This is a genomic window from Marinobacter sp. SBS5 (assembly GCF_048285575.1).
Lineage (GTDB): Bacteria > Pseudomonadota > Gammaproteobacteria > Pseudomonadales > Oleiphilaceae > Marinobacter.
The window spans coordinates 259,168-284,867 of record NZ_JBLWAZ010000001.1 but is presented as its reverse complement, the minus strand read 5'-3'; the positions used below and the strand labels follow the sequence as shown (position 1 = coordinate 284,867).

General features: G+C 55.3%; 24 protein-coding genes. 12 read left to right on the top strand and 12 right to left on the bottom strand.

Annotated features, from left to right (window positions below; all coding sequences use genetic code 11):
• Positions 1-18 precede the first annotated feature (18 nt).
• The 4 genes from argB to coaBC form a co-directional block, all read right to left on the bottom strand.
• Entirely contained in the window at positions 19-915 is an 897-nt protein-coding gene (gene argB, locus ACNQ6O_RS01320) for an acetylglutamate kinase (RefSeq protein WP_114335430.1), read from the bottom strand.
• A 39-nt stretch (positions 916-954) separates the two neighbouring features.
• Positions 955-3,585, bottom strand: coding sequence for a phosphomannomutase/phosphoglucomutase (locus tag ACNQ6O_RS01315; protein WP_418051447.1), 2,631 nt, complete (start codon positions 3,583-3,585; stop codon positions 955-957).
• Between the two features lie 97 nt (positions 3,586-3,682).
• Positions 3,683-4,144 carry a dUTP diphosphatase gene (gene dut / locus ACNQ6O_RS01310; RefSeq protein ID WP_418051446.1) on the bottom strand — a complete coding sequence of 154 codons (462 nt, stop codon included), beginning with the start codon at positions 4,142-4,144 and terminating at the stop codon, positions 3,683-3,685.
• The gene (coaBC, locus tag ACNQ6O_RS01305) at positions 4,144-5,355 is read right to left on the bottom strand and encodes a bifunctional phosphopantothenoylcysteine decarboxylase/phosphopantothenate--cysteine ligase CoaBC (protein ID WP_418051445.1); all 1,212 of its coding nucleotides are present in this window, start codon (positions 5,353-5,355) and stop codon (positions 4,144-4,146) included. Before coaBC ends, dut begins: the two co-directional genes overlap by 1 nt.
• Before the next feature lie 174 nt (positions 5,356-5,529).
• On the opposite strand from coaBC, the gene radC reads away from it, so the two are divergent.
• The 3 genes from radC (at position 5,530) to rpmG (ending at position 6,826) form a co-directional block, all read left to right on the top strand.
• Entirely contained in the window at positions 5,530-6,204 is a 675-nt protein-coding gene (gene radC / locus ACNQ6O_RS01300) for a RadC family protein (RefSeq protein WP_418051444.1), read from the top strand.
• A 218-nt stretch (positions 6,205-6,422) separates the two neighbouring features.
• Entirely contained in the window at positions 6,423-6,659 is a 237-nt protein-coding gene (rpmB, locus tag ACNQ6O_RS01295) for a 50S ribosomal protein L28 (RefSeq protein WP_114335425.1), read from the top strand.
• A gap of 11 nt (positions 6,660-6,670) precedes the next feature.
• Positions 6,671-6,826, top strand: a complete 156-nt coding sequence (gene rpmG / locus ACNQ6O_RS01290; protein WP_114335424.1) for a 50S ribosomal protein L33 — start codon at positions 6,671-6,673, stop codon at positions 6,824-6,826.
• A gap of 75 nt (positions 6,827-6,901) precedes the next feature.
• On the opposite strand, the gene ACNQ6O_RS01285 is transcribed toward rpmG, so the two are convergent.
• From ACNQ6O_RS01285 to ACNQ6O_RS01275, 3 genes are all read right to left on the bottom strand, one after another.
• Complete coding sequence (locus ACNQ6O_RS01285) at positions 6,902-7,762, bottom strand: endonuclease/exonuclease/phosphatase family protein (protein WP_418052253.1); 861 nt, start codon at positions 7,760-7,762, stop codon at positions 6,902-6,904.
• Positions 7,763-7,816: 54 nt separating this feature from the next.
• On the bottom strand, positions 7,817-8,452 hold the full coding sequence (locus ACNQ6O_RS01280) for a thiol:disulfide interchange protein DsbA/DsbL (protein WP_418051443.1): 636 nt from the start codon (positions 8,450-8,452) through the stop codon (positions 7,817-7,819).
• Positions 8,453-8,637: 185 nt separating this feature from the next.
• A complete protein-coding gene (locus ACNQ6O_RS01275) occupies positions 8,638-9,252 on the bottom strand; it encodes a c-type cytochrome (RefSeq protein ID WP_418051442.1) in 615 nt (204 codons plus the stop codon).
• 179 nt (positions 9,253-9,431) lie between these two features.
• Here ACNQ6O_RS01275 and yihA point away from each other — a divergent pair, with 179 nt between their 5' ends.
• Positions 9,432-10,070 carry a ribosome biogenesis GTP-binding protein YihA/YsxC gene (gene yihA / locus ACNQ6O_RS01270; protein WP_418051441.1) on the top strand — a complete coding sequence of 213 codons (639 nt, stop codon included), beginning with the start codon at positions 9,432-9,434 and terminating at the stop codon, positions 10,068-10,070.
• A 181-nt stretch (positions 10,071-10,251) separates the two neighbouring features.
• Here yihA and ACNQ6O_RS01265 read toward each other — a convergent pair whose 3' ends face one another.
• Complete coding sequence (locus tag ACNQ6O_RS01265; protein ID WP_418051440.1) at positions 10,252-10,923, bottom strand: TetR/AcrR family transcriptional regulator; 672 nt, start codon at positions 10,921-10,923, stop codon at positions 10,252-10,254.
• 175 nt (positions 10,924-11,098) lie between these two features.
• Here ACNQ6O_RS01265 and ACNQ6O_RS01260 point away from each other — a divergent pair, with 175 nt between their 5' ends.
• The 4 genes from ACNQ6O_RS01260 (at position 11,099) to coaD (ending at position 15,638) form a co-directional block, all read left to right on the top strand.
• A complete protein-coding gene (locus ACNQ6O_RS01260; protein ID WP_418051439.1) occupies positions 11,099-12,544 on the top strand; it encodes a coniferyl aldehyde dehydrogenase in 1,446 nt (481 codons plus the stop codon).
• Between the two features lie 100 nt (positions 12,545-12,644).
• Entirely contained in the window at positions 12,645-13,277 is a 633-nt protein-coding gene (locus tag ACNQ6O_RS01255; RefSeq protein WP_418051438.1) for a hypothetical protein, read from the top strand.
• Between the two features lie 24 nt (positions 13,278-13,301).
• A complete protein-coding gene (locus ACNQ6O_RS01250; RefSeq protein WP_418051437.1) occupies positions 13,302-14,900 on the top strand; it encodes a GMC family oxidoreductase N-terminal domain-containing protein in 1,599 nt (532 codons plus the stop codon).
• Between the two features lie 255 nt (positions 14,901-15,155).
• Positions 15,156-15,638 carry a pantetheine-phosphate adenylyltransferase gene (gene coaD, locus ACNQ6O_RS01245; RefSeq protein ID WP_418051436.1) on the top strand — a complete coding sequence of 161 codons (483 nt, stop codon included), beginning with the start codon at positions 15,156-15,158 and terminating at the stop codon, positions 15,636-15,638.
• Between the two features lie 51 nt (positions 15,639-15,689).
• Here coaD and ACNQ6O_RS01240 read toward each other — a convergent pair whose 3' ends face one another.
• The 4 genes from ACNQ6O_RS01240 to ACNQ6O_RS01225 all read right to left on the bottom strand — a co-directional run bounded on the left by ACNQ6O_RS01240 (position 15,690) and on the right by ACNQ6O_RS01225 (position 20,637).
• Complete coding sequence (locus tag ACNQ6O_RS01240) at positions 15,690-16,982, bottom strand: DUF945 family protein (protein WP_418051435.1); 1,293 nt, start codon at positions 16,980-16,982, stop codon at positions 15,690-15,692.
• Positions 16,983-17,038: 56 nt separating this feature from the next.
• A complete protein-coding gene (gene ppk1 / locus ACNQ6O_RS01235; RefSeq protein ID WP_418051434.1) occupies positions 17,039-19,186 on the bottom strand; it encodes a polyphosphate kinase 1 in 2,148 nt (715 codons plus the stop codon).
• A 43-nt stretch (positions 19,187-19,229) separates the two neighbouring features.
• The gene (hemB, locus tag ACNQ6O_RS01230) at positions 19,230-20,279 is read right to left on the bottom strand and encodes a porphobilinogen synthase (protein WP_418051433.1); all 1,050 of its coding nucleotides are present in this window, start codon (positions 20,277-20,279) and stop codon (positions 19,230-19,232) included.
• Positions 20,280-20,415: 136 nt separating this feature from the next.
• Positions 20,416-20,637 (bottom strand): hypothetical protein, encoded by a 222-nt coding sequence (locus ACNQ6O_RS01225; RefSeq protein ID WP_418051432.1) that lies wholly within the window; start codon positions 20,635-20,637, stop codon positions 20,416-20,418.
• Between the two features lie 272 nt (positions 20,638-20,909).
• Here ACNQ6O_RS01225 and ACNQ6O_RS01220 point away from each other — a divergent pair, with 272 nt between their 5' ends.
• From ACNQ6O_RS01220 to panP, 4 genes are all read left to right on the top strand, one after another.
• Entirely contained in the window at positions 20,910-21,539 is a 630-nt protein-coding gene (locus tag ACNQ6O_RS01220; protein ID WP_418051431.1) for a TetR/AcrR family transcriptional regulator, read from the top strand.
• A gap of 2 nt (positions 21,540-21,541) precedes the next feature.
• Positions 21,542-23,248 (top strand): isovaleryl-CoA dehydrogenase, encoded by a 1,707-nt coding sequence (locus tag ACNQ6O_RS01215; protein WP_418051430.1) that lies wholly within the window; start codon positions 21,542-21,544, stop codon positions 23,246-23,248.
• A 126-nt stretch (positions 23,249-23,374) separates the two neighbouring features.
• Positions 23,375-23,818: a DUF503 domain-containing protein gene (locus ACNQ6O_RS01210; RefSeq protein WP_418051429.1), complete on the top strand. Its 444-nt coding sequence runs from the start codon at positions 23,375-23,377 to the stop codon at positions 23,816-23,818.
• 196 nt (positions 23,819-24,014) lie between these two features.
• The gene (panP, locus tag ACNQ6O_RS01205) at positions 24,015-25,685 is read left to right on the top strand and encodes a pyridoxal-dependent aspartate 1-decarboxylase PanP (RefSeq protein WP_418052252.1); all 1,671 of its coding nucleotides are present in this window, start codon (positions 24,015-24,017) and stop codon (positions 25,683-25,685) included.
• Positions 25,686-25,700: the final 15 nt, after the last annotated feature.

Genomic DNA, 25,700 nt, shown 5'->3' with positions numbered 1-25,700 from the left:
GACTCCGAGTCAGGCCGATCAGTTACGGGAAATCAAAGTACCGACGCCTTCGTCGGTGAAGATTTCCAGCAAGCAGGCGTTCGCGACTCGGCCATCGATAATGTGCGATGTACGCACACCGTTTTCCACCGCACTCAAAGCGCAACGGATCTTCGGTAGCATGCCGCCATGGATGGTGCCGTCTTCGATCAGCTCATTAACCTGCTGGGCGGTGAGGCCGGTGAGCACTTTGTCTTCTTTGCTCTTCAGGCCGGCCACGTTGGTCAAAAGCATCAGTTTTTCGGCCTTCATGGCCTCGGCCACCTTACCGGCCACCAGATCGGCGTTAATGTTGTACGAAGCGCCATCCGGCCCAACACCGATGGGAGCGATCACTGGAATGACATCACTTCGCGTCAACATATCAATCACATTGACGTTTACGCTGGCCACTTCGCCCACGTGACCGATGTCGATAATTTCAGGACGCTCAAGCTCTGGTGAACGATCAACCACTTCCAGCTTGCGGGCGCGAATCAGGTTCGCATCCTTGCCGGTCAAGCCGATGGCAGTGCCGCCCTGAGCATTGATCAGCGATACGATCTCTTTGTTGACCTGTCCGCCCAGCACCATTTCCACCACATCCATGGTTTCAGAGTCGGTCACTCGCATGCCGTTCACAAAACGGGACTGGATATTCAGACGCTCAAGCAGCTCACCAATCTGAGGCCCGCCGCCATGCACCACGATCGGGTTAATGCCGACCAGTTTCATCAACACCACGTCACGGGCAAAGCTGCTTTTCAGCTCCTCATTTTCCATGGCGTTACCGCCGTACTTAATGACGACGGTCTTACCCGTAAACCGTTGGATATAAGGCAGGCCTTGGCTCAGTACCGAAGCGACCTGCATGGCTGTTTCACGATTCAGCGCCATGATGATGTGTTGATCCTTACTGTCAGAGAATGGTTAAAATCAGAAATTTGCGACCAAATCCGGCGCAGCTTTCTGTAGTTGTTCCCGGAACACGGTCTTGATTCGTTCCAGAGCCTCTTCGGTTTCTGCCTCAAACCGCAGTACCAGAACAGGTGTGGTATTGGAGGCCCGGCACAGGCCCCAACCGTCAGGGTAATCTACGCGAATGCCGTCAATGTCGCTGACGTTGCCGTCACCAAAATCACCCAGCTCGCCAAAGCGCTCAATGATCGCGAATTTATCGCTTTCCGTCACCTCAACATTCAGCTCCGGGGTGCTGATGTCTTCGGGGAAGTCTTCAAACACTTCATCGCTGTGCCGGTCTTCGATGCCCAGAATTTCCAATAATCGAGCCGCTGAATAGAGGCCGTCATCAAAACCGTACCAACGCTCGCCAAAGAACACGTGACCGCTCAGTTCGCCGGCTAGCAAAGCGCCGGTTTCCTTCATCTTGGCCTTCATCAGCGAGTGACCACTTTTCCACATGACAGGTCGACCACCCGCCTCCGAAATCACCCCCGCCAAGCGGCGGCTGCATTTCACATCGTACAGCACATCGGCGCCGGGGTTACGGGACACCACATCCCGGGCAAACAACATCATCAACCGATCCGGCCAGATGATTTTGCCTTTGTTGGTCACCACACCGAGGCGATCTCCGTCACCGTCGAAGGCCAGACCAATATCCGCGCCGACTTCTTGCACCTTGGCAATCAGATCCTGCAAGTTTTCAGGTTTGCCAGGGTCCGGGTGATGGTTCGGGAAGTCACCATCAATGTCGCAGTATAGAGGCACGACTTCACAGCCCAGTTCTTCGACAAGAATGGGGGCCAGTTCTCCGGCAATACCGTTACCGGCATCCACCACTACTTTTAGCGGAGCGGCCACCGCAATATCACCTACGATCCGGTCTAAATAGGCCCTACGTACATCCTCATCAGTCTGAGCACCCTGTCCGGAAGTGAAGTCGCCCGACTGTATGCGTTGATAAAGCTTCTGGATCGCATCACCGGAGAGGGTTTCACCGCCCAACATGATTTTCAGGCCGTTGTAGTTGGCCGGGTTATGGCTTCCGGTCACCATGACACCCGAACCCGTGTTGAGATGATGCGTGGCAAAGTAGAGTACCGGGGTGGGCACAGCACCAACGTGAATCACGTTGCAGCCGGTCGACATCACTCCTCTGGCCAAGGCATCCTCCAGCTCCGGGCTGGAATGGCGTCCGTCGTAACCGATACATAAAGACGCGATACCGCGCTCCGTCGCCTCTGATCCAATCGCCTGGCCGATCACTTCCACAACACCGGCTGAAAGTGTTTCACCAACAATGCCCCGGATATCGTAAGCTCGGAAGATCTCGCCCTCGACCTCTACATCCGGCACGGTATTTTCAATTACCTCAAGAATGTCCTCATCAAACAACGGCGCATCGGAGCTGCCAAGACCCAAGACATCATCATCGCCATCAAGCATGTCCATGCCCAGAGTATTCTCACCCTTAAACAGGGGTTCCGCTAGTTCGCTCGGCTTTTTCTCAGGCGCCGGAGCGGCTTTCGGGGCCGCCGTTCCTTTCGCTTGGTTAATCCGCTTATCAACCACTTGAGACAGTCGGGACAACACTTCTCCGGTCGATGCGACCAGATCCCACTGAGTACTTGGCAGTTTCAAGCGTTCGCCACCAAACACTTTTTGGGCCCATTGCGTCAGCGCGGCAACGTCTTCACGCATGCTCCGCTGAGCCTTACCCAGCAACAGCCACACAATAGCTGCTGCCAGTACAACAGGAATGAGCACCAAAAGTGCGAGCAACAAGATGCTCACCGGGAGCACGGGGGCCTTGCCCGCTTGGTACACCACCTCCCAATCCGGATTCACCAAGCGGCGTGATACCTCGTCACCGCTACCACGGCCCACCCCGATCACCGGCCGAGCACTGCCAGCCGCTGTCTGTACCAGCGCCAGACGACCGCCTAACGTTTGGTTACCCACTTGCAGCAGTGGCGCAAGATGATCGGCTTTAAACACCACCAAGACCGTCCCTAACACCGCATTACCGACGGAGTTTCTAACCGGAGCGGCAAATTGCAGGTACCACTGGTTATCTCGGGGGAAAGCGTCGGGCAGCATCGGCTGGCCACTTTCAGCTCGCTGCGCCAATTCCAATCCGGCAAAGCCGAGGAGGTTATCGCCGTTTCCGGTTCTGGGAATGCCCCGCCGCGGAAACACGAAGACCGCGCTGGCGCCGTCCACAGCCGACTCCAGCTGGCTGGATAAGGGCCCAAGATCGGTTTCGCTGGACAGCGTATCGATCACGAACGGCTGATTAGCCACTGCCTGAACCTGTCCTTGCAGAGCTTTCAGGTAATGGTTCAGCCGGTGTTGCGCGCTATCGGCTTCAACGTTTACTGCGCGATCAAAATCTTTCTGTGCAACGGGTACCGAAACCAGAAAATGCAGCGATGCTGCAGAGATCACTCCAGCAAGAACCACCACCAACGCCTGAGTGACCGCCACCGAACTGAGTTTTTTCAGACCGTTACCGGCTCCGCTGAGTTTTACTTTGCCTTCCGGTACGGCCTGTGGCTGATCTTCTGCGGTAGAGTTATTGGTTTTGTTCTTACCGAATTTCATAGCGCATCCCATCGTTATTTTCTTGTTCCGGACAAACACTTACCTTCGCAGTATAGTCGTCAGACTTCCAGCGCGCTGCCATTAAGCGGCAAGGTAATCAGTGACTTCCAGTCGACCCAAAACCGCCCTCACCGCGATGACTGGCATCAAACTCGGACACAACTTCAAAATCTGCCTGCACCACTGGCACCAGCACCATTTGGGCAATGCGTTCGCCAATCTCAACGGTGAACTCCGTTTGGCCACGGTTCCAGCAAGACACCATCAACTCGCCCTGATAATCCGAATCGATCAGGCCCACCAGATTGCCCAGTACAATCCCGTGCTTATGCCCTAAACCGCTGCGCGGCAAAATCATGGCAGCAAGAGACGGGTCGGCTATGTGCACCGACAACCCCGTCGGGATCAAATGGGTGTCACCGGGGGCTACGATCAATGGCTCTTTCAGGCAGGCGCGCAGGTCCAGACCGGCAGACCCTTCGGTTGCATATTCAGGAAAGGGAATCTCTGAACCGATGCGATCATCCAGAATTCTTACCTGCAATTTTTTTCGAGTCATTACTTGTCGGCCTTCTTGCTGTGTTCTTCGATTAGCGCCACCAGACGGGTGGCAATGGTCTGTTTACTGTCAGGCCCGATGGATTCCTGACCATCCGGCCAAAAAACAGTGACTGCATTCTGGTCGCTGTTGAAACCTAATCCGGGGGTCGATACATCGTTGGCCACGATCATCTGCAACTTCTTGCGCTGCATTTTATCCATCGCGTAGCGAGCGACATCAGTAGTTTCAGCAGCAAAGCCCACGGTAAACGGCGCATCGGCTCTTGCTGCGATGGTGGCCAAGGTGTCCGGGTTACGCACCAGTGACAGGCTCATCTCATCATTGGTTTTCTTGATTTTGTCTCCCGCGCAGGACTCAGGCCGGTAATCGGCCACGGCAGCGGTGGCAATAAAAACATCGCAACCTTCGCTGACGGCCTGTTCCGACACCTGGAGCATATCCTCAGCGGTGACCACGGACCGAACCTCAACACCTTCCGGCGCCGGTATATTCACCGGACCACTGACCAGCGTTACCTGTGCACCCGCCGCAACCGCAGCCCGAGCAATGGCATAGCCCATCTTGCCGGAGCTGTGATTGGAGATGTATCGCACCGGATCGATCGGCTCCCGCGTGGGGCCGGCGGTAACCACAAACCGCTTACCGGCGAGCGCACCCTTAACCTGTGGCATCTGTTCGGTCAGAATCAACGTGGCGAGCGCTGCAGGCTCCAACATTCGACCGGGCCCGGTGTCACCACAAGCTTGTTCGCCCTGATCCGGGCCCCAAACCGTAATTTGCGGGTCTTCCGACAGCAATTTCAGGTTGCGTTGAGTGCGGTGATTCTTCCACATGGCCTGATTCATCGCCGGCGCCACCGCGATGGGCGCTTCGGTGGCGCAACAAACCGTGGTTAGCAGGTCATCCGCCATGCCGTGCGCCAGGCGCGCAAGAAAGTCTGCGGAGGCAGGCGCAATCACCACTTGATCGGCCCACTTTGCCAGTTCGATATGCCCCATGCCGGCTTCGGCTTCCGGGTCTAGCAATGATGTACGCACCGGTTCGCCGCTCAACGCCTGAAACGTCAGCGGTGTGATAAAGGCTTCTGCCCCCTGCGTCATGATCACTCGAACGTCCAACCCGGCTTTCTTCAGCTGCCGAACCAGCTCAGCGCTCTTATAGGCGGCGATGCCACCGGTGATTCCCAGCAGTATTCGTCTGACGGCCATGAGGGCTCCGTAATCCCGTAAAATGAAAGACTTGTAAGATAGCACGCGCGCCCTGACAGCGCAGCCTGCACGCACCTTGTTCCGTTTAACAAATGTTACCTTTTCGAGTACCCTTTGTAACTTTGAGAACCGCGTGCAGGACGCACGGGTTAATAACACTCGCAAGGAAGCAATATGAATGAATCCAACTGGCCCAGCGATGAGCGGCCAAGAGAGCGCCTGCTTGCCCACGGCGCCGAATCTCTGTCTGACGCCGAACTGCTGGCCATTTTTCTGCGTACCGGAACTGCCGGCATGCCAGTGATGGCCATGGCTCGCCACCTGATCGAAGAATTCTCCAGCTTACGCGGCCTGATGACGGCCTCCCGCCGCCAGTTTTGTCAGGTGAAAGGTCTTGGCACCGCAAAATACGCTCAAGTGCAGGCGGCTATGGAAATGGCCAGGCGCGTGATGGATGAACCGCTACGCCAGGGCGATCCGTTACGGTCTCCGGCCGATACCCGACGCTTCCTCACCAGCCGCCTAGCCACCTACCCCCACGAAGTCTTCGCAGGTTTGTTTCTTGATAACCGCCACCGCGTCATTCAGTACCGCGAGCTGTTTCGGGGCACCATCGATGGCGCCGCCGTGTACCCTCGAGAAGTCGTCAGACAGGCCTTGGAAGATAATGCAGCGGCCGTGATCTTTGCTCACAATCACCCGTCCGGAGTGGCCGAACCGAGCCAGGCAGACATCTCTCTGACTCGTCGTTTGAAAGAAGCTTTGGGTTTGGTCGATATCAGGGTTCTTGACCATATGGTTATCGGCCACGGTGAGGTAATATCCCTCGCTGAAAGAGGGTTGATGTAACCGCCATGAAGTCGCCACCGGAAAACTGGCCAAAATCCCAACAATTTTTTGCGTTGGGCCCCCGGTTCTGGTATAAAAGCGTCCCTTTCTGGCGGTATCTGGCGTGTTGCGCCCAGTTTACAGGCGCGAACCGGTAGCAAAGTTAGCTCCGGAGCAACCAGAGACGCGTTAAATAACGAATTCGCATTGATAGACCAGTGCTCAGGTCGGAGGCATGTATGTCCAGAGTTTGTCAGGTTACCGGTAAGCGTCCGGTTACCGGTAACAACGTATCCCACGCGATGAATCACACTCGTCGTCGTTTTCTGCCGAATCTGCAGAACCACCGTTTCTGGGTTGAGTCCGAGAAGCGTTTTGTGAAGCTGCGCGTATCCACTAAGGGCATGCGCATCATCGATAAAAAAGGTATTGACGCTGTACTGGCCGATCTTCGTGCCCGCGGCGAGAAATTCTAAGGAGCTGCATCATGCGCGAAAAAATTAAGCTGGTATCGTCAGCAAACACCGGTCACTTCTACACGACCATGAAGAACAAGCGTAACACTCCGGAAAAAATCGAGATCAAAAAGTACGATCCGGTTGTCCGTAAGCACGTTGCGTACAAGGAAGCCAAGATCAAGTAATTGATCCTGCCTCCATAAAAAAACCCGGCCTTAAAGCCGGGTTTTTTTATGCCTTACCGCTTATTACCGCGATCATCAGAACGTCTCGACATAACCTTTCGGCAAGGCCACATCCATAGCGATCGGTAGGTGATCTGAAACCGGATAACTCACCACCTCAGCCCGGCGAATCTCCAGGCTCGGACTCACCATAATATGATCCAACGCTTTTTCAGGGCGCCAGCTGGGAAAGCTATGAGCCGTGCCCGGCAATGGAATCAGGTTGGTTTCTTTCAACGGCGTTTTCGTCAGTAGCTGCTCTGCGTGGGCGTTCATATCTCCCATCAACACTACATGCTGGTAGCCAGCGATCAGATCCCTGACATACCCCAACTGTCGCTGTTGCGCCGATTTACTGAGGGATAGATGCATTTGCACCAGCACGAGCGGGTTATCTTCCGACCCGTAACGGGCAATAATGGCCCCACGCCCAGGAATCAAACCCGGCAGGCGATGCTCCGTCACATCCAATGGCCGATAACGACTCAATAAACCATTACTGTGCTGAGCAAGCTGCCCCATATTCCGGTTCAGCTGCTGGTACCAATAAGGTATACCTGCCGCCTCTGCAAGATACTGAACTTGATTCACATAACCACTGCGCAGGCTGCCACCATCGCATTCTTGCAAGGCGACAACATCGTACTGCTTCAACAGCGTTGCGATGCGATCAAGGTTTTCAAAACGACGGCGATTAGGAAGGAAATGCTGCCAACTGCGGGTCACGTAGTGACGGTAAGAAGAGGTATTAATGCCAACCTGAATGTTAAATGTTAACAGCCGGATGTGGCGGTTGGGCTCAAAGTCAGGCACGTGCTCGCTCCCCGAACACGCGCCACGCGGGGCTTCCTGTGATTTCAATATACCGTTGATCTGGCTACGAATCCGTTTATACATAATCACCCGGAATCTGAACAGAAACCCTGAAAGCCCCGCATCAGACTTTTCCTTTTATTCCGATGCTCCGCGCTCTTTGCTTACCAGATAGTCGACAACTTTCAGCACGTTTTCATGACCCTTGGCCATGGTCGCATTCACCACGTACTTACCGTTAACCAGCATAGTCGGAGTGCCGGTAACTTGCGCACCCATAATTTTGGTTTGAGCCTGGCGCACGCGCGACCGAACAGCAAAGCTGTTGTAAGCATCAACGAAGGCTTCCGCGTCGACACCATAGCCAGCCACAAAGTCTGCCAGCGATTCCGCCGAATTCAGCGGACGACGCTCGCCAGCCAGAGCTTCAAACAGGGCATCGTGCACTTTATCCAGTTCGCCCATGGATTCCAGTGCATAAAATGCGAAGGCGTGAGGCGCCCAGCTCTCACCCAGCACAGCCGGCAGACGAACATAGTTCACATAATCAGGCGCCTTCTCTTCCCACGCTTCTGACAGCGGCTTGAAGTTGTAGCAGTGCGGGCAGCCATACCAGAACACCTCCGCCACCTCGACACCCTCTTCGGAGGCCGTGCTGACCGGCGTGGTCAACGTGCGGTAATGAACACCGTTTTGCCAGGCATCGGCACTGGCGAAGCCACTGAAAGCCAGCGATGCGGCCATGGTTACTATCAGGCTTAAGGTTCTGATCATGAAACTCTCCGAGCGTTAACGTGTTTGTTCGTACTATTTAAGACGCTTGATTATGACCCAGCCACGCTCAAAAGTTCCACCGAGCGCAACGGTAAATAATTACGGAAGATTAAGAGGTTTCCTTCTCCCGAAAAACAAAAACCCCGCCGCAGCGGGGTTTTCTGATCTGAAAGAACTGAAGGGGATCAGTGCAAACCAGATACGTAGTTGGCTACAGCTTCGATTTCAGCGTCGGTCAACTTGGAAGCCACATCAGCCATGATGCTGGCATTCGCAGTGGTAGCACGAGTGCCTTCGCGGTATGCCTGAAGCTGCTTGGCAACGTACTCTGCATTCTGACCACCCAGAGCCGGGTAACCTGCAGGCTCATTCCCTTTACCGCTCGGGTTGTGACAACCCGAGCAAGCTGGCACGCCAGAGGCCATGTTACCGCCACGGAAAATAGCTTGCCCTTGCGCAATCAGCTCCGCGTCGCCGTTCGCTTGATTAACCACGAGTTCCTGCTTGTTAAAGTAAGCAGCCAGATCTTTCAAGTCCTGGTCCGTCATGCTGGTCAGAATGCCAGTCATCTCCGGTACCGAACGATCGCCGGATTTAATGTCTGTTAGCTGACGGTACAGGTACTTTTCACCCAAACCGGTCAGTTTCGGATAGCTCGCCATCATCGGCTTAGCGCCACCTTGTCCGTGACAAGCTGCACACACTGCTGCTTTCTGTTCACCCGCTGCCGGATCTCCTGCCCCGTGAGCCATAGCTGACAAGCTAACTCCGAGAACCACTCCTGCGATCAGTCTTTTCATGCCCGCTCCGCTTCTCTCATCTTAGAATCGTGAAAATATTCTGGTTGTTCGCCGGATGGCCCTGTGGGATTAGGCTCAAAACCGGGACTGACAGCGGAACGCGCAGCGTGCCGCCGGAAATTGGTGTAGCATTATACATTAATCGTCGATAACTGAAATCCAAAGGAACAGCAACCATCGTGGACCCTGATCTGACTCAAAAAAGCGTCTCATTCAACAGCGCCCGATTTCTCATCAGCGCTTCCAAGCTGGACGAGTGCCCGCCCGATTACGGCGCCGAGGTTGCCTTCGCTGGTCGCTCGAACGCTGGCAAATCCAGCGCTCTCAACGCCATTACCGTCAACGGCAAACTGGCACGCACCAGTAAAACCCCGGGGCGCACGCGGCTGATCAACTTTTTCAGCCTGAACAAAGAAAACATGCACTTGGTGGATTTGCCTGGCTATGGCTACGCAAAAGTCTCCCGAGACATGAAAGATGACTGGCAAAAACATCTGGGGCACTACCTCAACGAGCGTCGCTGCCTTCGCGGCTTGGTATTGGTCATGGACATTCGCCATCCGCTGACCGAATTTGACCAAATGATGATCGAATGGTGTGAGCATAACAAACTGCCACTGATGATCCTTGCCACGAAAGCCGACAAATTGAAGTTTGGCCAAGCCAAAACTGCGATGTTGGGCATTGCCAATAAATTGAAGAAGTATGAGTACGTGGAACACCTGGTGATGTTCTCTGCCACGTCAAAGCTGGGGCTTGATGAATGTCGTGCGGCACTGACGAATTGGCTGGAAGCTCCTGACGAGACTGAAGACTGATTTCTTCGCAGAAAAAGCCGGCCCACTTAGTAGTAGGCCGGTAAAACGTCAGGGTTTGCGACGTGCTTGCCCCCTCAAAAGGGGCAGCCTGAGAACTCACTCAGGAACAACAGAAAAGTCCGATTTTCTGTTGTACTACGTTCGACCGGCGCCGTTCGCAGAAGTTCACTTATCATTCAACTCAAGCGACATTCGACTCGAGCTTTTCCGACAAATTCGGGCGGTACTTCTCTCTCAGTGCCATCACCTGATCGCGATACTCTGGCATCAAATAGGGTATTTCAAGCGTCAGCACCTGATAGATGCCCTGTTTCAGCTCGATCAAGTTTATCCCGGCATCCCCTGTAGTGGCGTGCGCCGTTTTCAAAAACGCCATCCAGTTGGTGATCACCAACCAGACATTCAAGGTCATGGCGGCACGCAACTCTTCCGGTTGCGGCTGCAGAATGCCCGCGTCCGCAAGCTTCTCCAAAATCCTGTTCATCGCAGACAAACACCGATTGGTGAAATCTCGGTAATCACTCCGAAGCCGCACATCACTATCCAGTAAATACTCAAGGTCACGATGAAAAAACCGATAACTCCAAAGGCCGTCAAACACAGACTCAAGATAAAAGGTCATATCTTCTAGCGTTAGAGGCCGGTCTTCCGGAATATCCAAATAGTAATCAACCAGCTTTTCATATTCCTGGAAGATTTCGTAAATGATGTCCGACTTGTTCCGGAAGTGGTAATACAGGTTGCCCGGCGATATCGCCATGTGCGCGGCGATATGATTCGTCGTTGTGTTCCGCTCGCCCCGCTCGTTAAAAAGCTCAAGGCTCGCCAACAATATTTTGTCTCTGGTCTTCATGCTCACGCCGCAGTTTGTTTTTATCACATTGATGATGGCCCGTTAGGCCACCCAGCATTTCTTGACTGAGTAGAGTATATACTCTAATAATAGCTGCCAGCGCAAATTTCATACACCGAGCGCCAACAACAACAGCTTCCAGCGCCTTGACTGGAGAGCTCAGGGAGATAGCAAAATGGTAGCCACAGTCGTTCAGATGACCGAAAGCAAAACGCAGATTCAACACACCCACCGGGTTTTCGAGAACCAGAAAAAAGCGTTCCGGAAAAACCCGATGCCCTCTTCGTCTGAACGCAAAGAGAACCTGAAACGCCTGAAGCGAGCATTGCTGGCCAATCAGGATCGCTTGCTGGAAGCCATTGACCGCGACTTCAGCTGCCGCTCGAAAGACGAGACGCTGATTGCCGAGGTCATGCCGTCGATACAGGGTATCAACTACACCCTGAAAAATCTGGACAGCTGGATGAAGCCTTCAAAGCGCCATGTCTCTGTGCTTTTCCAACCCGCCAGCAACAAAGTTCATTACCAGCCGAAGGGCGTTGTGGGTGTTATCGTTCCCTGGAACTATCCGCTGTATCTTGCCGTAGGCCCGCTGGTTGCGTCATTGGCCGCAGGTAACCGGACGATGGTCAAAATGTCCGAATTCACTCCGCACACCTCATCGCTGTTTAAAGAAATTATCGAGAGTATGTTCCCGGAGGATTTGGTCGCGGTGATTACCGGTGAAGCCGATGTGGCGGCCGATTTCTCTCAGCGCCCGTTCGATCACCTGCTCTTCACAGGCTCCACTTCGGTGGGCAAATTGGTGATGCGAGCTGCGGCCGAAAATCTGACCCCGGTAACCCTGGAGCTCGGCGGCAAATCCCCTGCGGTGGTATCGCCGGACGTGCCTCTTTCCGATGCGGCCCAACGCATCGCTTTCGGTAAAGCCATCAACGCCGGCCAAACCTGCGTGGCACCGGATTACGTGTTGTGTCCAGAAGACCGAGTGCAGGCGTTTGTAGACGAGTTCCGCGCTCAGGCATCAACCATGTACCCGAGCCTGCGCGATAACGACGATTACACGGCCATCATTAACGAGCGCCAGTACGACCGGCTGCAAAGCTACCTTGAAGATGCCCGCGCCAAAGGCGCTGAGGTCATCGAGATCAACCCAGCCAACGAAAACATGAAAGATGGAACCCGCAAGATTCCGCTGACCTTGGTGTTGAACAGCACTCCGGACATGAAGGTCATGCAAGATGAGATCTTCGGGCCGATCCTTCCCATCGTCACATACTCTGACCTGGACGATGCGATTCATTACATCAACGAGCGTCCTCGTCCGCTGGCCCTGTATTTCTTTGGTTATGATAAAACCCAGCAAGAACACATCATCAACCAGACCCATTCCGGCGGCATGTGCATCAACGATGCCTTAATGCACGTAGCGCAAGATGACTTGCCCTTTGGCGGCGTCGGCGATTCCGGTATGGGCCACTACCACGGTAAGGAAGGCTTCATGACCTTCTCCCACCACCGGTCAATCTTCAGTAAACAGAAATTCAACAGCGGCAAATTCGTTTACGCACCTCACGGAACTGCCGCCCACAAGATGATCTACAAACTGTTCATTCGTTAATAACGGCCCTATTTGGCACAGGCCCCGGACAACAGATCCCGGGCCTGTGCTTACCTTCTGGACACGGCCAACCTTCATATACCACCAGCACAGGTGTCACATGCTCGATCAGACAACCCACTCTGCTGAGAACACTCCTCAACTGAGCCGACGAAGCTTCCTGAAAACCGGCGTGGGCGGTGCCTTGTTTTTAGGCACCGTCAGCATGACCGCGGGCCTTTCTGGTTGCGCAACGGATCCTGCGGACCACATCAGTGCCGTTGATAACCGGATGAATGCAAGTTATCAATTTCAGTTCTTGAGCACAGACGACATTGCCCTGTTTGAAGCCTTGGTGCCCGCCCTGTTTGTCGGTGCCTTGCCTGAAGACCCCGACAAGCGCCGGTTTGAGATTGCCGCCACCATCGAGCGAATTGATCAGGGCATCGTCCAGTTCGGCGCACCGAATCAAAAAGAGCTACGCAAGCTCTTCGACTTGCTGAACTTTGCCCCTACGCGCATCGCTCTTGCACGGGTATGGTCCGACTGGCCATCCGTCACCACCAAAGAAGCCGATGCTTTCCTGAACCGCTGGCGCAATAGCCGCCTCGGTCTGTTGAACAACGGCTACATCGCGTTGAGCAAAATCGCCAACGTAGCCTTCTATGGTCACCAGAATCAGTGGCACCTGACCGGTTACCCGGGACCACCCGCCTGGATGGTTGACGCCCTACCTCAATTCAAAAATGCCTGATGACCCCGGAAAACGGAGAGCACTATGTCCATGAATGATCCCATCGCCCGGGGCCTGGCTTCCGGCTGGAACGTTGTCGATGCCAGCAAACTGACTGAAAACCAAACCGTCGAAGCCGACGTTGTCGTCATCGGCACCGGCGCCGGCGGCGGCACCACCGCTGAAATCCTGTCCAAACAAGGCTTTTCGGTAATACTGGTCGAAGAAGGTGGCCTGTATTACCAGAAAGACTTCAAAATGGACGAACAAACTGCCTACGCCACGCTGTACCAGGAAGGCATGAGTCGCACGACTGCCGATGGCGCTATTTCGATTCTACAGGGCCGCTGTGTGGGTGGCTCCACCACCGTCAACTGGACCAGTAGTTTCCGCACACCTGAGCAAACTCTCAACTACTGGAGCCAAAAGTTCGGACTGGAAGGGCTAGCCCCCGACGTGATGGCACCTTGGTTCCAGGGGCGCGAAGAACGCCACAACATGGCGCCCTGGGCGACCCCTCCCAACCTTAACAACGACATCCTGCGACAAGGCTGCGATACCCTTGGTTACTCTTGGAAAACCATCCCCCGCAACGTCAACGGATGCTGGAACTCGGGTTACTGCGGCGTAGGTTGCCCCACGAATGCCAAACTGGGCTCCCTGATGACCACCATCCCCGGTGCGCTCGACAATCAGGCTCAGATGTTTCACGGCTTACGCGCCGAGCGCTTGGTCATGAAGCAAGACCGCATCGACCATCTGGAAGCGTCGGCCATGGGCTCCGACGGCGTCACCCCATCGGGCGTTACCGTCATCCTCAAAGCCAGTCATTTTGTGGTCGCCGCCAGCGCCATCGGCTCGCCCGGACTACTCCTGCGCTCCGACCTGCCCGACCCACACAACCGCGTCGGCAAACGCTCATTCATCCACCCGGTCAGCGCGACCGTCGCCCGCATGTCGGCGAAAGTAGACCCCTTCTACGGCGCGCCGCAATCGATCTACTCGGATGAATTCAACTTCAAAAACGGCAACGACGGCCCCATCGGCTACAAACTCGAAGTTCCGCCTTTACACCCCGGAATGGCTGCGGGCGTTGTTCCGGGCCACGGTAAAACACAACGAGACAACCTGGGCCAACTGCCCTGGCTACAATCCGTCATCGCTCTGCTACGCGACGGTTTCCACCCCGAAAGCCCCGGCGGCACCGTCACCCTGCGAGACGATGGCAGCCCCGTACTCGACTACCCGATGACCGACTACCTGTGGAAAGGCGTCCGCCAATCCTATCTGGACATGGCTGAAATCCAGTTTGCTGCCGGCGCCGAAGCGGTTCAGGCCGTGCACATGGATTCCGCCTGGTACACCAGCTGGAAAGAAGCCAAAGCCGCCATCAACGAACTTCCGATGAAATCCCACCGGGCGCGAATCTTCACTGCGCACCAGATGGGCGGCTGTGGCATGGGCAGCAACCCGGAGGAATCCGTGGTCAACGGCTTCGGTGAGCACCACCACGTAGCCAACCTGAGCATCCACGATGCTTCCATTTTCCCCAGCAGCATCGGCGCAAACCCGCAGCTGTCGGTTTACGCACTGGCGGCAAGAAACAGCGTGAGACTGGCGCAGAAGCTGGCTGCGAAAGGCTGACAGAAAAGGCCGGAGAGTCACGCACAAAGCATCGCAGCGAGGACCGGGTGCCCCTTTCCAGGAATTTTGAGAGCCAAGGATGGCCCGAAATAAGCGCACATGGATGTGCTCGAAGCGGTTCCCGGAAAGGGGCGCCCGGTCCTCGCCCACTCCGGCTCAAGCAATCCTGCACAAAAGCCCCGGATCAAAGCACAGGACTACAGCCAGAAAACCAATACTGCTATGCTACCGAGCATAAAAACCAAGGAGCTGTGCATGCCAAAAGTAATCTACCCAGGCACCTTTGACCCCATCACCAACGGCCACACCGACCTCATCGAACGAGCCGGCCGCATGTTTGATGAAATCGTTGTCGCCGTTGCCTACAACCCCAAAAAGCAGCCACTGCTCAACCTCGACGAACGCTGCGAACTGGTCAGAAAAGCCACAGAACACGTCCCCAACGTCACCGTCACCGGCTTCAGCAACCTGCTGGCAGAATTCGTGCGGGAACAACAAGCCACCGTCATCCTGCGTGGCCTCCGGGCAGTGTCAGACTTCGAGTATGAATTTCAGCTTGCCGACATGAATCGCCGACTGGCGCCAGAAGTCGAAAGCGTGTTCCTGACACCGTCCAACCACCTGTCCTACATCTCCTCCACCCTGATCCGGGAAATTGCCTCTCTGGGCGGCGATGTATCGGAGTTTGTTGATCCAGCCGTTGCTGAAGCCCTGAAGCAGAAATTCAGCAAGGCCTGAGAATACAAAGAAAGGGAAAGCACCACCGAAGAGCGGTGGTGCTGAGACAACCTAAAGCAATGGCGGCAGGGGAATCTGGACACCGTTAATATCCAGCACCAGATCCTTCATCTGCCCGTTCATCACCAACTCATCGCCATCACGCACCAATAACCCTTGCTTGATCAAAGGCGACAACTGCATCCGCACGGCCGGATATTCCTCAGCCAGCGCCAAGGGCATAGTCACGTTTACCGAACCCACCAAACGCTGCATCACCATCAGCATATTGGCACGCTCATCCTCGGAAAGCTCCGGATGCGAGATATCCAAAGAACCCTGAACTTCACCTTTCGGCGTATCCAGACTCAATTCCCGAACACCCACCGAAAAGCCACTTGCAGCCAAACCACGCACCGATTCGTTAAACCGCTGCATCAATGCCATTTGCTGCTCGTATGCTGACCGCGGATCCGCGCTGGTGTCCATCGCCATCACCTGCATGTCCGCCATGGTCGAACTGAACTCATTCCAACTCGCAACATCCAAGTGATCAACCGACACAGCGACCCGATGCGGCCCAAAAACCTTGTCGTCTACGCTGACCGCCTCAACATCCAGTACTGCTCCTGAATCCAGTGTCTGGCCGCTGTTGCTGGCTTCACTGTGGCTCTCGAAGGACAGGTTGCTTACCGACAAGGCGGGGAGTTCGGCGCCCTCGACAACCAAAGAGCCCAGAGTCATCGTGCCAGCCCCGGTCCAGACATCACCACTGAGTAGCGACATGCTCTGCTCGACATGCAGATCTGCAACTTTCACATCGGCCTGAGGCCCCGAAATGCTCAACTCTGGCCACACCATCAACACATCGGCCTGTTCTCCCAGCCGCCCTACCTCTATCCGGGCGAAACCGCCACTGGCGCTGACCGACTCAGGCCTGCCGGGTTGCTCAAACGAGACCGGTGGGGCCTTAAATTCCACAACGGCCGAACCCCAAAGGCGGGTTTCCAACGTCAAACTTGGCTCTTCATCCTCGAACCATTGAGCACCCTCATATTGCCAGCCTCCACTTGGGCTGAAATCCAACAAACTACCGGTGACGCCATGCGAAATGGCAACCTGAAAATCGATCTGGTCTGTTTCGCCGGTTTTGGGGTCTATGAGCGCAAGCGTGCCGCTGGCCTTCGCGCTAAACACCCCTCGCTGGTAGCGATTAGTATCCAATCGAACAAACGGTTGCGACTGGTTCACCTCTTCGGTTGCCTCCAGCCATTGCTGCTCCGTCACGTAACCCACAGCCCAGGGTGCTACACCCGCAACCAGTAAAACGGCTGAGCCAATCATCGTCCATTTGTTCAATTTCAACGTGTATTTCCTATCAGCAGTTAGCGTGGTTCGTTGATTTTCGTTGTTTAAAAGTATTAACTCGATTTACCCGTCAACCGTTCCAGCAAGACCAACTGAGCGGCCATTCTAGGCTCACCCTCCGCTGGCTGATTCTGTATATAGCTGCCATCGGGCTGCAGCACCCAGGACTGGCAATTATCCTCAAGATAAGCCTCCAGATCGTCTTGCAGACGCGCGATCAGCGCGGGCTCCTCAATAGGAAACGCCACCTCGATACGGCTAAGCATGTTGCGCTCCATACCATCGGCACTGGCGCAATATACGTCTGGCTTACCTTTGTTCTGGAAATAATAGATACGAGTGTGCTCCAGAAAGCGACCTACAATGGAACGCACCCGTATGTTATCCGACAACCCCGGCACACCGGGGCGCAAACAACAGATACCCCGAACAATCAGATCAATCTGAACACCCGCCTGCGAGGCACGGTAGAGCGCCTTGATGAGCTGGGCATCGGTCAGCGCATTGAACTTGAAGATAATGCGCCCGTCTTCACCATAACCCGCTTCCCGCTCAATCAAACTGATCAGGCGCTTGTGCATGGAAAAAGGCGCATGGAACAGCTTTTTGATTTTCAGTGCCTTACCCATACCGGTCAGCTGCTGAAACAGCTTATTAACATCATCACCAATGGATTCATCACAGGTCATGAAACTGTAATCGGTATACAGTCGCGCGTTCCCGGCGTGATAGTTGCCCGTACCCAGATGCACATAGCGGGACAATTTCCCCTCTTCACGCCGCACAATCAGCAACATTTTGGCGTGGGTTTTGTAGCCGACAACCCCGTACACCACAATCACGCCCGCTTCCTGCAGCCGGCTGGCCAACTCGAGGTTCTCCGCCTCGCTGAAGCGCGCCCTCAACTCAACCACGGCCGTTACCTCTTTGCCACGACGGGCCGCATCAGCCAGCGCCTCAACAATTTCCGAGCCGGTCCCAGCCCGGTAGAGCGTTTGCCGGATGGCCAATACCTGCGGGTCTTTCGCCGCTTGGCGCAGCAAATCGACCACCGAACTAAAGTTCTCGAACGGATGCGACAACAGGATTGGACGCTTGCGAATCGCATCAAACATCGATTCCTTGCTGCGTATCTGCCGCGGAATGGCCGGCGAAAAACTCGAATAGGTCAGGTCGGGCCGCTCCACCAAACCACTCACCGCCAACAACCGAGTCAGGTTAACCGGGCCGTTAACCCGATAGAGGTCTCTCTCGGCCAGACCAAACTCACGCAGCAGGAAATGCACCAGCTCTTCCGGGCAGTTATCCGCCACTTCCAAGCGCACACCGTCACCAAAACGACGACTCAGTAGCTCACCTCGAAGCGCGGACGCGAGATCTTCCAAGTCGTCCTCCAACTCCAAGTCGGCGTTGCGAGTCAGCCGGAACTGGTAGCACCCCTTCACTTCCATACCCGGAAACAGCTCATCCGCGTGGGCGTGGATCATGGACGACAAGAACACCAGATTCTCACCGCCATCGCAGACTTCATCCGGCAGACGCACCAAGCGCGGCAACGAACGCGGTGCCGGCAGAATGGCCATACCAGTCTCACGACCAAAGGCATCTTTGCCATCCAGTTCGACGATAAAGTTCAGGCTCTTGTTGACCAGGCGGGGAAATGGATGCGAGGGGTCCAGCCCGATCGGACTGACCACCGGAAGGATTTCCTCATCAAAGTAATTTCTGACCCACTCAGCTTGGGCCGGCGTCCATTCCCGGCGCCGGATAAAGTGGATATTTTCCTTTTCCAGTTCGGGAAACAGCACGTTATTCAGGATGTCGTACTGCTCATCGATGTACTCATGAGCAACACGACTGATCTCCGTTAACGCTTGTTCGGGCTGAATGCCGTCAGCACCCACGGTTTCCCGCCCGTATTTCAACTGTTCACGCAGGCCGGCGACCCGAATTTCGAAAAACTCGTCCAGATTGCTACTGAAAATACAGCAAAAAATCAGCCGGTTAATCAGAGGGTGCGCCGGGTCCATCGCCTGCTTTAACACCCGATAATTGAACTGAAGTTGACTCAGCTCCCGATTAAACCAGTTCTCGCTAGCGTCCAGATTGACCTGCTCACCCACAGGAGGAACCTCCAGCGGTGCGGGTACACTCAGATCGTCGCTTGTTACTGCTTTTGCTTTTGTTGTTTCAGTTGTCATCGCTCTCTGCATCCATTTACGTCGCGAACGGCCTGCTCATCCTTTACGCTCGCAGACGATCTCTCATCAACCTGGCGGCGCGCACTGCAAAATAAGTGAGAATGCCATCGGCGCCGGCACGGCGCATCGCCATCAGGCTTTCCATCATCACCGCGTCACCATCAAGCCAGCCGTTTTGCGCAGCGGCCATGTGCATGGCGTATTCACCACTCACCTGGTACACAAACGTCGGCACCTGGAGCTCAGTTTTGACTCGGTGCACTATATCCAGATACGGCATGCCCGGCTTGATCATCACCATGTCGGCACCTTCCGCCAAATCCATCGCCACTTCATGTATGGCTTCGTCGCTGTTGGCCGGGTCCATCTGGTAAGTCGATTTATTGCTTTTACCCAGATTACCCGCCGAACCGACGGCATCTCGGAACGGCCCGTAATAACTCGACGCATACTTGGCAGAATAGGCCAGAATTCGAGTGTTCACGTAACCGGCGGACTCCAGCGCTTCGCGAATCGCGGCGACCCGGCCGTCCATCATATCTGAAGGCGCCACCACATCGGCGCCCGCATCAGCATGAGACAGCGCCTGATTAACCAAGGCTTCAACGGTGACATCATTCAGAACATAACCGTCATTGTCGATGATGCCGTCTTGGCCGTGAGTGGTGAACGGGTCCAATGCCACATCGGTAATCACACCCAACTCAGGGTGCGCCTGTTTCAGCGCCCGGACGGCACGCTGCGCCAAACCATGGGAATCCCAAGCACCGGAACCCGACAAGTTCTTATGCTCGGCAGGCACCACCGGGAACAGCGCGATCGCTGGAATGCCCAGCTCCACCAGCTCTGCCGCCTGCTCCACCAGCAGATCAATACTCAGGCGCTCAACCCCAGGCATGGAAGGAACGGCTTCACGCTGATTCTCCCCTTCCAACACAAAAACCGGGTAGATCAGATTGTCCGGAGTCAGCTGGTTTTCACGAACCATACGGCGGGAAAAATCACTGGCGCGATTACGACGCGGACGGGTAAAGGGAAAGCTTCGACCGGAAAGCGGCAGGTGCGGCTTTGACACAGGTAACCTCCTGAACATGAAACCGTGGGAAGAGGCCTCATCATACACCTAGGAGGCGGCCTGTTGCAGGCCTGCGGTCATGCTCACCATTGACTGGCGGCAATAAAAGACAAATTCGGGCGGTTAGCCAAACACCGCCCGAACGGAAAACCCTTTAAAGCGAGCGGTTATTGAAACCCACATCCACTTTACGGGGTGTATTCGACTTCAAGGTCGTGTCGACCTCTTCAATTTTGCCACCACACTTCAAGAAGGCTTCCATATCCGCTTGCAATTGCGCTCTGACCCGAGCACGGCTAGCGATGGAATGATTATCGTCGCTCTCTCCGGCCCAGCTACCGGACTGATCCAAATTGCCTTCGTCGAATTCACTCATGCTCTTCTCTCCATCAACGAAAACCCCGCTTTCAGTGCCATGAAGGCGCTTTGGCAGGCACACCTTACCTCGACGAAAATCCCACTAAGGCCCCGTCTTGGCGTCTTTATAATCCGGTTTTTTCAACGGCGCTATTTACACGCCCAGTATTTTTTGTAACATTTTGTAATTACTATTAACTTATTGATTTTATAGCCCATAATTAAGAGCTTTCTAAGCTGTCATAAATTGACACAAAGAATGAACAGTGATTCACTACTTGGGAAGGCAGTATGGCCTATCGTGAAACGGACAAAATGCGTCAGCGGAAAGCCGAAACGCGTCAGAACATCCTTGAATGCACGTCTCGATGCGTAGCAGAGAACGGCTTTCGCAGTGCTCGAATCACGACAATTGCGAGTTTGGCGGGCGTAGCAACCGGCACCATCTACCGCCATTTCGAATCCCGTGAAGACTTGTTTGCCGAAATTTTTCGGCTGGCCACACAGCGTGAAGTCGACAAGGTAGCCGAAGCGCTGGCCGTAGAAGGCGATGCTGTTCAACGGTTGAATAACGCCTTGCGGCAGTTCGCCAGACGCGCACTGAAAGGCCCGGTAAGAGCTTGGGCATTGATTGCTGAACCAGTCGATCCGAAAGTTGAAGAAGAACGACTGCTTTACAGAAAGGCCTACGCCAACCTGTTTGAACAAACCATTCAGGAAGGCATAGCAGAAGGTTGCATACCCGATCAGGATGCCCGGATCACCAGCACCTGTTTAGTAGGCGCTATATCCGAATCGCTTGTCGGACCGCTGTCACCCGCACAGACAGCGTCATTACCAACAACAAAAACCGATCAAGAAGCGCTGATCAACACCATCGTTCGCTACTGCGTGAGGGGGTTGACCGGCACCAGGAGCTAACTATGAACAAGCCGCTAGACACCTCCCGCGATCGCAACGCTGGCTCGCCCCGCACCGATCGCTATCTGGCCGCGACACACGAGGTTCTCAACCAGCCAAACGTGCTGGCGAACTACAACCTGTTCGAGCAAGACACCGCTCTACGTGAAGCCGTATTGCGAGAAGGCGCCGCCCACGCCAACGACAGCCTGAACACCTTTGGCGCTTGGGCCGGAAAAGCCGAAACGATAGAGCTGGGCCACCAGGCCAACCACAACAAGCCCAGCTTCCGCACCCACGACCGCTACGGACACAGAACCGACGAAGTCACTTTTCATCCGGCTTACCACGAACTGATGACCGCGGCGCTGGAAAACGGCTTGCACAGCTCGCCCTGGGCCAATCCTGGTCAAGGCGCCCACGTAGCACGGGCCGCCAAATACTACATGCACTCCCAGGTAGAAGCCGCCCACTGCTGCCCCATCACCATGACCTTCGCCGCTATCCCGTCCATCCGCAAACAACCGGAACTGGCGAAGCTTTGGGAACAAAAAATCCTCACCAACGCCTACGACGGCCGCAACCGGCCAGACAGCGAGAAAACCGCCGTCACCATCGGCATGGCGATGACCGAAAAACAAGGCGGCAGCGACGTACGCGCCAACACCACCCGAGCATACGCCATTGGTACCGAAGGCTCAGGCCAAGCCTACGAACTGGTAGGCCACAAATGGTTCGTCTCCGCCCCCATGTGCGACGCCTTTCTAGTACTGGCACAAACCACCAACGGCCTGTCCTGTTTCCTGATGCCCCGGTGGCGCCCGGACGGCACCAAAAACCCGTGGCAGATTCAACAACTGAAAAACAAAATGGGCAACGTCGCCAATGCCTCCAGCGAAGTCGAGCTCCGTGGCGCTTTGGCCTGGATGATCGGCGAAGAAGGCCGCGGCGTCCCCACCATCATCGAAATGGTCGCCATGACCCGCTTTGACTGCATGATCGGCAGCTCCGCCGGCATGCGCCAGGCCGTTGCCCAAGCCACCCACCACTGCCACAACCGCAGTGCCTTCGGTGCCCGCCTGAGCGACCAACCCTTGATGCAAAACGTCCTCGCCGACCTGGCCATCGAAAACGAAGCCGCTCTCGCCTACACCATGCGAGTCGCCCGGGCCTTAGACAACCAAGACAGCGAGCACGAACGCCTGCTGGCCCGACTAGCCACCCCCGTCGGCAAATACTGGATCTGCAAACGCACCCCCAACCACGCCTACGAAGCCATGGAATGCATTGGCGGCAGCGGCGTGATGGAAGACTGCATCATGCCGAGACTCTTCCGAGAATCCCCAGTCAACGCCATCTGGGAAGGCAGCGGCAACGTCCAATGCCTGGACGCCCTACGCGCCATCCAAAAAGAACCCGAAACCCTCGACGCCTTCTTCAAAGAAGCCGCCGAAGCCAAAGGCACCGACCGCCGCTTCGATCAGTTCCTGGCCCAATTGCAAGCCGACTTCTCCGACATCAGCGACTTCCAATACCGCGCCAGAAACCTCGTAGACCGTTTGGCACTTGCCATGCAGGCTTCCGTTCTATTGCGCTTCGGCAACCACCACGTAGCCGATGCCTTCTGCACCTCCCGCCTGCAAAACAACGGCGGCCTGAACTATGGCAACCTCCCCTCCGGCACCAACGCCGCAGCCATTATCAAACGGGCAACACCTATAGTAGGCTAGAGGTATATTTCAGGAGACCTTAACAGGCAACAAGAACCCTGCCGCGATTCTGGTTGCTTGAGGACTCCCCGAACAAAATCTGAGAACCGGCGGGGAAGAGCTTTCCAAAAATGTGCGCAGCCATGGATGGCGAAGCAGAAGCGTCACATGGATGTGCCGCAGGAGCGGTTTTTGGAAAGCTCTTCCCCGGCGGTTCCTGCACCGCATAACGGAACAAGCATGTCGGAATCCCTAAGAAAGCTACTCAAAGAAGGCAAAACCCCAAAACAACAGCAACACACCATCACTCCCCACGTAGGCCTACTCACCCTGCACTTCCAGCTCTACGCCTGCGAAGACCTAAAAGCCAAACGCAAAGCCTTCACCGCCATGAAAGCCATCTGGGGCAAAGAACCCGACTTGGCCGTCAGCGAAACCGCCGACCACGACGTCCTGGACTGCGCCACCTGGACCATCGCTGCACTAGGCGGCACAGCCCCACAAATCACCCAGCGCCTCGACCAAGTCGAAAAAGACATCCAGGACCGAATCGACGCCGCCATACTCGACATCCACCGGGAAATACTCTGACGTCAAACCAACACAACAAAACACAAACAATCAAGGCATAGCGTCAACGCAGATCAAGCCTTATACTACGGCCCCTCAGGGACATATGACCTACTATCAGACAGGTCAGCTGTACATGCGCCAGGCCACGCCTGGCCCCTCATCCGCAGGGTTTCCGGAACCAACCCTCGGACAATCACTGAAAGTGTGTGGCTCTATGACCGGAAATAAAAAATCCGCCCAAGCCTCAGTAGAGGCCATGTATCGCGTATTTACGGTGCCAGAAGCACCGGAATCCACGCTGAGCCGCATCGACCAAAATATCTCCCGCAACCTCGCCGGCTTCCTTCAAGAACACATTGTCGCCGTCGAGCGGGACCTGTCTGACGTAGAAAAGAACTTCGCCGACTCCGCCATCCCGGAAAAACCCGTTTTTGTCTCCGAGCAAGCTCAATTCCTGCTCGACAAACTGGTTGCGAACTCCGTACACACCGCATCCCCGGCCTTCATTGGACACATGACCTCGGCACTGCCCTACTTCATGCTGCCCTTGTCCAAAATCATGATTGCCCTGAACCAGAACCTGGTCAAAACCGAAACCTCCAAGGCATTCACCCCCATGGAGCGCCAGGTACTGGGCATGATTCACCGACTGGTGTACGAGCAAGACGGCTCTTTCTACCGGAAGTGGATGCACAGCCCCCGACACGCTCTGGGCGCCATGTGCTCCGGTGGTACCGTAGCCAACCTGACCGCACTCTGGGTTGCCCGTAACCGCGCCTTCCCTGCTGAAGGCAGCTTCCGCGGCTTGCACGAAGAAGGCCTGTTCCGTGCTCTGAAATATTACGGGTACGAAGGTGCCGCCATCGTTGTTTCCAAACGCGGACACTACTCCCTACGCAAAGCCGCTGACGTACTGGGCTTGGGTCGAGACGCGCTGGTTCCCGTAGAAACCGACGATAACAACTGCATCCAGACCGACGCCCTTCGGGACAAGTGCCTGGAGCTTCAAAAACAGAAAATCAAAGTCATGGCCATCTGCGGCGTCGCCGGTACCACCGAAACCGGCAACGTCGACCCCCTCGATGCCATGTCCGATATCGCCCGAGAGTTTGGCGCTCACTTCCACGTAGACGCGGCCTGGGGTGGACCAACCCTGTTTTCCCGCACCTACCGCGGTTTGCTGCGCGGCATCGAAAAGGCCGACTCGGTTACCTTCGACGCTCACAAACAGCTCTACGTACCGATGGGCGTTGGCCTGGTGGTGTTCAAAGACCCGAGCCTCGCCAGTGCGGTCGAGCACCACGCTCAATACATTATCCGGAAAGGCTCGCGAGATTTGGGCAGCACCACACTCGAAGGCTCACGCCCGGGCATGTCCATGCTGATTCATTCCGGCCTGAAAATCCTAGCTCGTGAAGGTTACGAAATCCTGATCGATCAAGGCATCGAAAAAGCCAAGCTGTTCGCGGACATGATCACCAAAGAGGCGGATTTCGAACTGGTCACCGAGCCTGAGCTGAACATCCTGACCTACCGGTACTGCCCAGACATCGTGCAGGAAGCGCTGGCTGTCGCCAACGAACTGCAAGCCGAAAAGATGAACAGCTGCCTGAACCGCATAACCAAGTTCATCCAGAAGACCCAGCGTGAACACGGCAAAGCGTTTGTGTCCCGTACTCGGCTGGAACCGTCTCGTTACTACCATTTCCCCTGCATCGTATTCCGGGTGGTGCTCGCCAACCCGCTGACCACGCCAGAGATTTTGGAAGACATTCTCAAGGAACAAAAGGAATTGTCGAAAGCAGAGGGTATTGCCGACGAAATCGACATTCTGAACCAAATGGCGAACGCCGTTCTAAAGCAGGCTCAGACCGAAGTCAGGTAAAGCGGTAAGCTGCCA

Excerpts from the sequence above, each read along its gene's own strand:
- argB (WP_114335430.1), bottom strand. The coding sequence starts at position 915 with ATGGCGCTGAATCGTGAAACAGCCATGCAGGTCGCTTCGGTACTGAGC.
- ACNQ6O_RS01315 (WP_418051447.1), bottom strand. The coding sequence starts at position 3,585 with ATGAAATTCGGTAAGAACAAAACCAATAACTCTACCGCAGAAGATCAG.
- dut (WP_418051446.1), bottom strand. The coding sequence starts at position 4,144 with ATGACTCGAAAAAAATTGCAGGTAAGAATTCTGGATGATCGCATCGGT.
- coaBC (WP_418051445.1), bottom strand. The coding sequence starts at position 5,355 with ATGGCCGTCAGACGAATACTGCTGGGAATCACCGGTGGCATCGCCGCC.
- radC (WP_418051444.1), top strand. The coding sequence starts at position 5,530 with ATGAATGAATCCAACTGGCCCAGCGATGAGCGGCCAAGAGAGCGCCTG.
- rpmB (WP_114335425.1), top strand. The coding sequence starts at position 6,423 with ATGTCCAGAGTTTGTCAGGTTACCGGTAAGCGTCCGGTTACCGGTAAC.
- rpmG (WP_114335424.1), top strand. The coding sequence starts at position 6,671 with ATGCGCGAAAAAATTAAGCTGGTATCGTCAGCAAACACCGGTCACTTC.
- ACNQ6O_RS01285 (WP_418052253.1), bottom strand. The coding sequence starts at position 7,762 with ATGTATAAACGGATTCGTAGCCAGATCAACGGTATATTGAAATCACAG.
- ACNQ6O_RS01280 (WP_418051443.1), bottom strand. The coding sequence starts at position 8,452 with ATGATCAGAACCTTAAGCCTGATAGTAACCATGGCCGCATCGCTGGCT.
- ACNQ6O_RS01275 (WP_418051442.1), bottom strand. The coding sequence starts at position 9,252 with ATGAAAAGACTGATCGCAGGAGTGGTTCTCGGAGTTAGCTTGTCAGCT.
- ACNQ6O_RS01265 (WP_418051440.1), bottom strand. The coding sequence starts at position 10,923 with ATGAAGACCAGAGACAAAATATTGTTGGCGAGCCTTGAGCTTTTTAAC.
- ACNQ6O_RS01260 (WP_418051439.1), top strand. The coding sequence starts at position 11,099 with ATGGTAGCCACAGTCGTTCAGATGACCGAAAGCAAAACGCAGATTCAA.
- ACNQ6O_RS01255 (WP_418051438.1), top strand. The coding sequence starts at position 12,645 with ATGCTCGATCAGACAACCCACTCTGCTGAGAACACTCCTCAACTGAGC.
- ACNQ6O_RS01250 (WP_418051437.1), top strand. The coding sequence starts at position 13,302 with ATGTCCATGAATGATCCCATCGCCCGGGGCCTGGCTTCCGGCTGGAAC.
- coaD (WP_418051436.1), top strand. The coding sequence starts at position 15,156 with ATGCCAAAAGTAATCTACCCAGGCACCTTTGACCCCATCACCAACGGC.
- ppk1 (WP_418051434.1), bottom strand. The coding sequence starts at position 19,186 with ATGACAACTGAAACAACAAAAGCAAAAGCAGTAACAAGCGACGATCTG.
- hemB (WP_418051433.1), bottom strand. The coding sequence starts at position 20,279 with ATGTTCAGGAGGTTACCTGTGTCAAAGCCGCACCTGCCGCTTTCCGGT.
- ACNQ6O_RS01225 (WP_418051432.1), bottom strand. The coding sequence starts at position 20,637 with ATGAGTGAATTCGACGAAGGCAATTTGGATCAGTCCGGTAGCTGGGCC.
- ACNQ6O_RS01220 (WP_418051431.1), top strand. The coding sequence starts at position 20,910 with ATGGCCTATCGTGAAACGGACAAAATGCGTCAGCGGAAAGCCGAAACG.
- ACNQ6O_RS01215 (WP_418051430.1), top strand. The coding sequence starts at position 21,542 with ATGAACAAGCCGCTAGACACCTCCCGCGATCGCAACGCTGGCTCGCCC.
- ACNQ6O_RS01210 (WP_418051429.1), top strand. The coding sequence starts at position 23,375 with ATGGCGAAGCAGAAGCGTCACATGGATGTGCCGCAGGAGCGGTTTTTG.
- panP (WP_418052252.1), top strand. The coding sequence starts at position 24,015 with ATGACCGGAAATAAAAAATCCGCCCAAGCCTCAGTAGAGGCCATGTAT.